An 8,228-nucleotide genomic window follows, 5' to 3' on the forward strand; every position below is an offset into this window, starting at 1 on the left:
AGCAGGATTTGCAAGGATGTAGATTATGCTTATCCCAACAAAGGATTTTGTGCTTCGCAGAACCTGCATTTCTATGGGTATAAACTACATGCTGTATGTTCAATTTCTGGGGTTTTTCAGAGTTTTGATATTTCTCCCGCATCCGTTCACGACATCCACTACTTGCAAGATATAAAACTCCAAATGTCTGACTGTGTGTTACTTGGGGACAAAGGCTATTTGTCTCAAACCATCCAGTTAGACTTATTCAATGAGGTAAATATAGAATTAGAAACTCCTAAAAGGAGAAATCAAAAAGACTACAAGCCACAGTTTTATCAATTCAAAAAATATCGGAAAAGAATCGAAACGTTATTTTCCCAACTTTGTGACCAATTTATGATTAGAAGGAACTATGCCAAAACTTTTCAAGGTTTTAAAACCAGAATTTTGGCTAAAATTGCAACACTAACAACTATTCAATATCTGAATAAATTTCTTTTCGGCAGAAATATAAACAACCTAAAAATAAATCTCGCGTGATAATGCACTACGGGTTTGCTTTTAAAATATATTCTAGATCTTCTGTTTTTAAGAGTCCTTCATATCTGCTCCATTTTCCTGTTGACGGATCAATAAAAACCCAAAGAGGATACACCTGCTGTTCTGCAGAGAATTCATATGCCAGCTCGTGTAGGCCGCTACTTCCGTTTGGGATATATTCGTAAGTTTTTCCCATTACCGTTACGGCTTCTTTATGAGCTTCGGCATTCATGGTGATGAATTCCGCTTTTTCTTTAAGCTTCTCTACCAGTTCGGGACTTTGTTTCAATACGTTTTTCTGAATCCGGCATACGGAACACCAGTCGGTGTAGAAGTATAGGATAATGGTTTTTTTGCTTTGATGGGCTTGGGCTTTATCGGCAAAAACCTTTTGAGGCACAGGATTCAGTTCCTGCGCCTTAAAAGTAAAAACACTAAAAAATATCAATTGAATGATGAAGAATGTACTGCGCTGCATTTATTATCTTATGGTATATTTTACTCCCAGATATCCTCTGATGCCCAGCATTGGCGCGTAACCATAAGTGGTATCAAAAGTATATCCGTAAGGGTTGTTAGGATTGTTTACGTCTTTGTCGAAAGGATCGAATGGGCGCAGCAGGGGATCTTTAGGGGTGAAGTTTAGCAGGTTTTTTACTCCGGCATAGAGTTCGAAATTGTTTTTAAATTCTTTTCTGGCCTGCAAGTTCATAATGTGGTACCATGGAGACCATTCGGGACGGAAATCATTGGGTACTACCGGAAGTTTCATCGGGCCATACAGTTCTCCTGTGAGGTCTGCAAAAAATTTGTTGGTGAAATGATAGGTAAGAGCATATTTTCCGGACCATTTAGGGGCAAGAAGCTGCTGTTCTTTGGTATCCTCGTATTTGGAGTACACTTCCATATAGGTTCCACCGATATTAGCTGTCAGCGGGAAAGGGAACTGAATCTCAGTGTTTAGCGATAAACCTGAGCTGATGGCATAACCGGAAAGATTATCATAGATGATTTTGTTGGGATCTGTTTCGAAGTCACCAAGGATTTTATTGGTAAAATAGGTGTAGAAGGCTGTTGCATCGAAATTGATGTAACCGCGGTCCATCACCACTTTTTTTGAGAAATTGAGGTTACCGTTGTACGAGCGCTCCGGTTGCAGTTCGTTTTTAATCACTACTTCGCGCGATCCTGTAAGGGCTGCATGATCCTCGGTAAATAAATTCACCACCCGGAAACCGGTTCCAAAACTTAAACGCCAATTAACCGTTTCAGTTGGGCTGAATTTATACGCAAAACGGGGAGAGTTAATGAATCCATGATTTTTGCTGTGGTCTAATCGATAGCCTATCAAAAGCGTATTTTGATCATTAAAAGCGATTTCATCCTGCACAAAAACGCCGGGAGTCCAGTCTTTAGAAGGCTGGTTGACGAGACCATCGGCAGAGAGCGTTCCCGGCGTGTTATCATCGTATCCGCTGTATTTTACGGAAGCTCCAATGAGCAGGTCGTTTTTGCCGAAGAGCCGGTTCCAGTACAATTGTCCGAAACCAATATTTTGTGTCGCCAGATAAGAAGTAGTTCCATAGTAAGAATCCTGATGATGATAGTTGTAGGAGAACTGTGCAAAAATATTTTCTGTGGTAGGCAGCTGGTAAGAACCGATCACTTCTGCCCGGTTGGTGTAGATGCTTTCGCCATAGACATCTTCTCCGCCACGATGTTCCGGCTTATACTGCATTTCTCCGCCAAAACGATCTTCGTACATATAGCGCAGGGCAAAACTCGCCTGCTTGTGATGGGGACGCTTGAAGTTGTATTTATTGAATACCGATATTCTCTTTTGGAGGGTGGCATCCGTAAAGTTGTCATCATTCAGGTCTTTACGCTCGTCGAAATGATAATAACTTAAACTGAGTAAAGCAGATGCTTTGTTACCCATCTTATATTTCATCCCAAGGTCCAGATTGTTTTCTGCCCAGGTTGAGGTGCTGAGATCTGCAGTAAATTTCGGCGCTGTTAAGGCATTTTTCGTGATTACATTAATGATTCCGCCCATGGCTTCCGATCCGTAAAGAGAAGATGCCGGGCCTTTTACGACCTCCACACGATCGATCATGCTGTTGGGTATTCCGCTGAGGCCATAGACTGTGGAAAGAGCACTTACGATCGGCATGCCATCGATAAGAATCATGGTATAAGGGCCTTCAAGTCCATTGATGTGGATGTCTCCCGTGTTACAAACCGAGCAGTTGACCTGAGGGCGTACACCATTGATCATGCCTACAGATTCTATTAAACTCGGGGTAGGGTTTTTCTGGAAAAAACGCTGCGAATAAATCTCAACAGGAACTGGGCTTTTGTCTTTTCTTACTGATTTCATCGTTCCGGTGATCACTATTTCGTCAATGTGGGCACTTTTACTCAAACTGTCGCTTTGAGCATGCAGGAATACAGAAAAAAGAACAATAGGTAATACATACTTTTTCATTGTCATTATTTTAATACTGCAAATATATAAAAGTTAGGACATCCTAAAAATAAATAATTGAAAATTATTGTATTTTTACCCAATAAATTTTTGGTATGAGCCTTACTTCCACAGAAGAAAATTATCTGAAAGCATTGTTTAAAATTTCCGTTTCCAATGGTACCGGCAAAAGCGGTATCAATGAACTGGCAGAATCTTTATCGTTGAAACCTGCATCCGTTAATGAGATGCTGAAGCGATTGAAAGAAAAGAAACTGGTAGATTATGAGAAATATGGGAAGGTAGAACTCACTAAAACAGGAAAGAGTAGTGCGGTCGACCTTATTCGGAAACATCGATTATGGGAAACTTTTTTATATGAAAAGCTATCTTTCAGTTGGGAAGAAGTGCATGAAGTAGCAGAAGAGCTGGAACATATTAAATCGAAAAAACTAATTGATCAGTTAGATGATTTTTTAGGTAATCCTAAATTTGATCCTCATGGAGATCCTATACCTGATAAAAATGGCGTATTCATTCAGCAATCCAAAAAAACTTTAAATGAGATAGAAATTGGAGCCCGGTGCCGGATGGTCGCAGTAAAAGACAATTCCCGAACTTTTTTGCAATATGTGGTAAGTCTGGGCTTGGCTATCAACAATGAAATCAAAATTATATCGCGCGAAGCTTTCGACGGCCAGTTGACCATTGAAATAAACGGAAACGAAAAAAGTGTAAGTCAGAAATTCGCAGAAAATATTTTTGTAATTGGAACTTATAATTAGGCGTTCATTAGGGAACCATTTCTCATATTTCAAATGGTATTTGCATACAAACATTTGCAGGATTATTTGAAACCAGAGAATCATTTTATCTGATTTAGTTAAATTTCATCTGCAACTTGTATTCGATAGTAGCAAATAACGCATCTTTAATATCCCCAATCACTCCTTTTAGAAAGTTTATACTAGGCTGGTTTGTTTTTTAGTATGGGATGAGTGACTCTGTCGATACTCTTGCCTGGAATCAAGACCGCTCGGCGTGGTACTTGTACTTCATACTTTCCTGTTTTGTGGGAAGCGGATTTCTAGGCTCCGCCTTCTTTCACCCAATAAGCTCGGAAGTTAATTTTATTTTAAGGGTTGACTACGATGCTAAGCTTGGAAGATCTTTAGAAGCTTTAATAAGAAAGACATTATTATGCTTAAGCGTGATCTTACAGCCAAGAGAGGGATTTGGGCGAGTGAATAGCAATCAATTCTACCGATCCTCCCCCATCTCCCTATTCCCAGCTACAATTAAATCTTGCACTAATCAATTTCACTATTTCTTATACCGTCTTCCCCACCAAACCATAAATCCTGTCACAGGCAATGATGCACAAATTAAACTTACGATGAATGCAAGGATTTTCCCGGGCAATCCCAAAATTGCTCCTACGTGAATATCGTAATTTGCAGCTAAATATTTTTCTCCTAAATTCCGTTTTTCATAAGGGCGGTTCAGTAACAATTGACCTGAATTTTCATCAAAAATCATCTCACTGTATTTCCAATAGCGATCTTCGAGATGTCGAATATAGATTGTAAAGTTTTCATGCTCGTGATCATCTATATGAGGATGACCAAAATCTATTGAGTAAGCGCTAGCATTGGGATAATGTTGTTCTACGAGTCTTGCCATTTTGTCCAAAGTACTTTCATTACGCATTGATGCGGGTGCTGTAGTTGTATATTTGGACAAATCGGGCAATGTAGTTTCTCCTCCGGAAAAAACAAAATACATAAAGGACTGGATGCATAAAAACGAGTAAAACAATCCTGTAATTGCCACAATTAAAGCCACAATTGAGCTGTAAAAGCCTAAAATACTATGCAAGTCATAGTTTTTACGTTTCCAATTTTTAATATTTTTCCATCGAAACCAAATGCGTTGTTTTTTAGCTGATTTGTTTTTAGGCCACCAAAGGATAATTCCGGATACGAGCATGAACAAAAAGATAAGCACAGGAATTCCCACGACATAAGTTCCCCATTCTCTTTTAAGCAAAAAGCTCCAGTGAATGGATTTTACAATCGTGAAAAATTCTATTTTCTCGTCCTGAATTTTCAGTACTTTTCCTGTGAATGGATTGGTGTAAACCGATTTATAAACCGGATATTCATCAAAAAAGTTCCAAGCTTTTGGATCGTGTTCGTAGTAATAAAATTTATAAGATTTGGATTTATCAAGCGGGATTTCCACCCAATGAATAGGGTATTTCTCTGAAGTTTGTGCTTCTACTTTTTCTTCCAATTCTTTTAAAGGAAGCACTTTTTTGTTTTGGATGTTAGGTTCATTATGATAAATGAAATCCTTTCGAAGAGCGTATTGGATATCTTCTTTAAAAACATGCAATGCTCCGGTAATACTTACAAAAAAAACGATCAAACCAATTCCCAAGCCAAACCAAAGGTGCAACTTCCCAATCCATTTCTTGATTTTAGAGGTTCTCTTTTCTTGTCTACTGCTATGAAGTTTCTTCATGGTTTTATTTAAGCTTAAAAGTCGGCAGCGCGAAACTGCCAACTTTTGAATGAAAATTTAAATTAAGAGTATGAATAAATGCAAAACAATGCTAGAATTTGTAAGTGAAACTGGCTACCGCATTAAGTAATTTCTGAGGATTTGCTGAGCGGTAGCCGATCCAGTAATGTTCGTTGGTGAAATTATCAATATTTACTGCGATTCGGTATTTTGGGGTATCATAGAACGCATTTCCGTTCAGCACGAAATATTTCGGCAATTCGAACACATCGGTCGTAGTGTTGAAAATTCTGTTGGCACTGGCATAATTTCCACCGAAACCAAATCCTAATCCTTTCAATGTTCCGTCAAGGATCTGATAATTCGCATTGAAGTTCGCCAACCATGGTGAAGAAGCGATGTTGGGTCTTCTATTTAATACCGAAGCATCTGACGTTTCGGTGTATTTGCTGTCGTTATAGCTAAGTCCTGCAATAACCGTGAATCCTTTTACCAAATAAGCATTTACTTCTAGTTCCACACCTTTGCTTTGTAGTTCTCCTGCCTGGTTTTGTATTGCAAGAGACGAAGCGGTGTAACCAATGGTTTGCAATGAATTTTTTACTTTAATATCATAATAACTTAGTGTTGCATTCAGGCGACTGTTGAGTAGATTGGTTTTAAAACCGACCTCGAACTGGTTGGCGGTTTCAGGATCGGCAAGAGATATGTTTTCTGAATGATCAGATATATAATATCCATTACTCTTGAAACTATTTTGGTAATTTCCAAATGCTGAAAACTTGTTTTTTACAATTTCATATACTAAACCAAACTTTGGTGAGAAAGCCGATTGTCGGTAAGGTTTTATTTCATTTGCTCCCTTTTTTCCTCCTTGAAAATCGTTGCTTTCGTATCGCAATGACGCCATTACATTTAGTCCGTCAGTAATCGTTAGAACATCGGAAATATAAGCACTATAGGTGTTGCTCTCGCTGATAAGAGGATAGTTTCCGTTGGCTCCGGAGTTGTAGTAATCTCCTACCGTTTGTCCGTTGAAACCTGTGTAATCATAATTTCCGGTAAAGGGAACAAAATCGAGAATTCCATAAATGAACAATTGGTTGCTCTTGTTTTTAAGGTAATCAGCACCAGCCAAAAGGCGGTTTCTCATTGTTCCTATATTGAAATCAAAATTAAAGTTTTGCTGTATCTGAAGGTAGGTTTGTTTGCTGTCGCGGGTAGATTGGTCTCCTCGGTAGAGACCAAGAGGTGTACCATCCGGAGTATAGCTGGCTGTGGTTAAATAAAAATATGGGTTGAAACCGTTGGAGTAGCTATAGGAACTGCTCACCAATGTGGTAGACTTTATTTTATCAGTAATTTTATAATTAAGCTGTCCAAAAAGATTTCTGTTTCTTCCGGTATTGTAAAGGTCTTTTCCTACATAAGATTCTTTATAGTTTAAACCTGCATTTTCCAAATCCTGCATGTCCTTGAAGCCATATTTGGATGGTGAGAAAATAAAGGATAATCCTTGTTCGCCTTGGGTACGGTTTTCAAAAGCTTCATATTCTACATTCAAATCTACATTATCGGATATTTTCCAAGTTAAACTTGGAATGAAAGCAAAATAAGTATTATGTACATCCTTATTCTGGAAGTTTCCTTCTGTAGTATATGCCGTATTGATACGGAACAACAGCGATTTTGATTTATTCAGCGGTGTGTTGATGTCTACTTGTGCACGATAATAATCGTAGCTTCCACCTGCAACTGTTGCGCTTCCTTTAAAAAGATCAAAAGGTTTCTTAGTCACCCTGTTCACAATTCCGCCGTAAGAAGAAACATTACTCCCGAATATCGTTCCGGATGGGCCTTTCAAAACTTCTAATTTCTCAATATTTATTGCATCAATGGTTCCGGAAACAGGGGAAACCATTCCGTTTCTCATTCCGTTGGATGCGATAAAACCTCTCAAATTAATATAAGCACCGCCATCTCCGGATCGGTTGGTGGCGTTCCACATTTTCTGCAATCCTGTGACATTTCGAAATGCCTCGTCTACCGTAAAAATGTTCTGGTGTTCCAAAACGCTTTTATCTACAGAAGAATAAACTTGTGAATTCTCGATAAATTTGATTGGCATTTTGTTGCTGGATTCGGTATCTTTCTTTGAAATTCTGTTCAAAATGATTTCATCGATATTTTTCGCGTTTACTGAATCTAGTTCTTGGGCATTCAAGGAAAAAACAGACATAGTGCCTGCAAAAATGATTATTTTCTTCATGGGTTATTTAGAATAATTATTAATAACCGCAAATATAAAAATTATTTTTCCTTATTCTAAATAAGAATTGTATTTTTTTTCATTTAAATTTCACGTAGCAAATATATCCACCCCACAACTTAGTCGGATTTGTACTTGGGTATTATTTTAACTCGTAGTGCATTATAAAATAGGTTGCTCAAGTGACTAAAAATTAGTATATTGTATTGACTACCAATCAAATACAATTATGAGCAACCTTGAGGCAAGTTACAACTTAATTTTAAATAATTTAATAGACATTTCAGAAACTGAAGATTTTTATTTTAAACCTATAAAACCAAAACTATCTGATATAGAGTTGATTGGTTTGATTATTTTGGCTGAATTTAAGTCCATTGATTCTGAACATCAACTTTTTAGAGAAATAAAAGGTTTTGAAATTGAACCAAAAATTGAAAGAAG

6 protein-coding genes and 1 pseudogene are annotated in these 8,228 nt (G+C 37.9%); 3 read left to right on the plus strand and 4 right to left on the minus strand.

The window, feature by feature from the left end:
- On the plus strand, nucleotides 1–522 hold a 522-nt coding region (locus BUB43_RS10720; RefSeq protein ID WP_143154039.1), incomplete at its 5' end, for an IS982 family transposase.
- Between the two features lie 7 nt (nucleotides 523–529).
- Here BUB43_RS10720 and BUB43_RS10725 read toward each other — a convergent pair.
- On the minus strand, nucleotides 530–1,000 hold the full coding sequence (locus tag BUB43_RS10725) for a thioredoxin family protein (RefSeq protein ID WP_073180997.1): 471 nt from the start codon (nucleotides 998–1,000) through the stop codon (nucleotides 530–532).
- Nucleotides 1,001–1,003: 3 nt separating this feature from the next.
- Complete coding sequence (locus BUB43_RS10730; RefSeq protein ID WP_073180999.1) at nucleotides 1,004–3,010, minus strand: TonB-dependent receptor plug domain-containing protein; 2,007 nt, start codon at nucleotides 3,008–3,010, stop codon at nucleotides 1,004–1,006.
- Between the two features lie 95 nt (nucleotides 3,011–3,105).
- Between BUB43_RS10730 and BUB43_RS10735 the strand changes: the two genes are divergently transcribed.
- A complete protein-coding gene (locus tag BUB43_RS10735) occupies nucleotides 3,106–3,774 on the plus strand; it encodes a metal-dependent transcriptional regulator (protein ID WP_073181001.1) in 669 nt (222 codons plus the stop codon).
- A 538-nt stretch (nucleotides 3,775–4,312) separates the two neighbouring features.
- Here BUB43_RS10735 and BUB43_RS10740 read toward each other — a convergent pair.
- Together BUB43_RS10740 and BUB43_RS10745 are read right to left on the minus strand one after the other, a co-directional pair.
- Nucleotides 4,313–5,515: a PepSY-associated TM helix domain-containing protein gene (locus tag BUB43_RS10740; RefSeq protein WP_073181003.1), complete on the minus strand. Its 1,203-nt coding sequence runs from the start codon at nucleotides 5,513–5,515 to the stop codon at nucleotides 4,313–4,315.
- Between the two features lie 91 nt (nucleotides 5,516–5,606).
- Nucleotides 5,607–7,784 carry a TonB-dependent siderophore receptor gene (locus BUB43_RS10745; protein WP_073181005.1) on the minus strand — a complete coding sequence of 726 codons (2,178 nt, stop codon included), beginning with the start codon at nucleotides 7,782–7,784 and terminating at the stop codon, nucleotides 5,607–5,609.
- Nucleotides 7,785–8,013: 229 nt separating this feature from the next.
- Here BUB43_RS10745 and BUB43_RS10750 point away from each other — a divergent pair.
- A pseudogene (locus BUB43_RS10750) lies at nucleotides 8,014–8,228 on the plus strand (IS982 family transposase); the annotation flags it as partial.

The sequence above is a fragment of the Cruoricaptor ignavus genome (genome assembly GCF_900141665.1).
Lineage (GTDB): Bacteria > Bacteroidota > Bacteroidia > Flavobacteriales > Weeksellaceae > Cruoricaptor > Cruoricaptor ignavus.

Bases quoted from the DNA above. Each gene is read 5' to 3' on its own strand.
- BUB43_RS10730 (WP_073180999.1), bottom strand. From the start codon at position 3,010: ATGAAAAAGTATGTATTACCTATTGTTCTTTTTTCTGTATTCCTGCAT.
- BUB43_RS10740 (WP_073181003.1), bottom strand. From the start codon at position 5,515: ATGAAGAAACTTCATAGCAGTAGACAAGAAAAGAGAACCTCTAAAATC.
- BUB43_RS10735 (WP_073181001.1), top strand. From the start codon at position 3,106: ATGAGCCTTACTTCCACAGAAGAAAATTATCTGAAAGCATTGTTTAAA.
- BUB43_RS10725 (WP_073180997.1), bottom strand. From the start codon at position 1,000: ATGCAGCGCAGTACATTCTTCATCATTCAATTGATATTTTTTAGTGTT.
- BUB43_RS10745 (WP_073181005.1), bottom strand. From the start codon at position 7,784: ATGAAGAAAATAATCATTTTTGCAGGCACTATGTCTGTTTTTTCCTTG.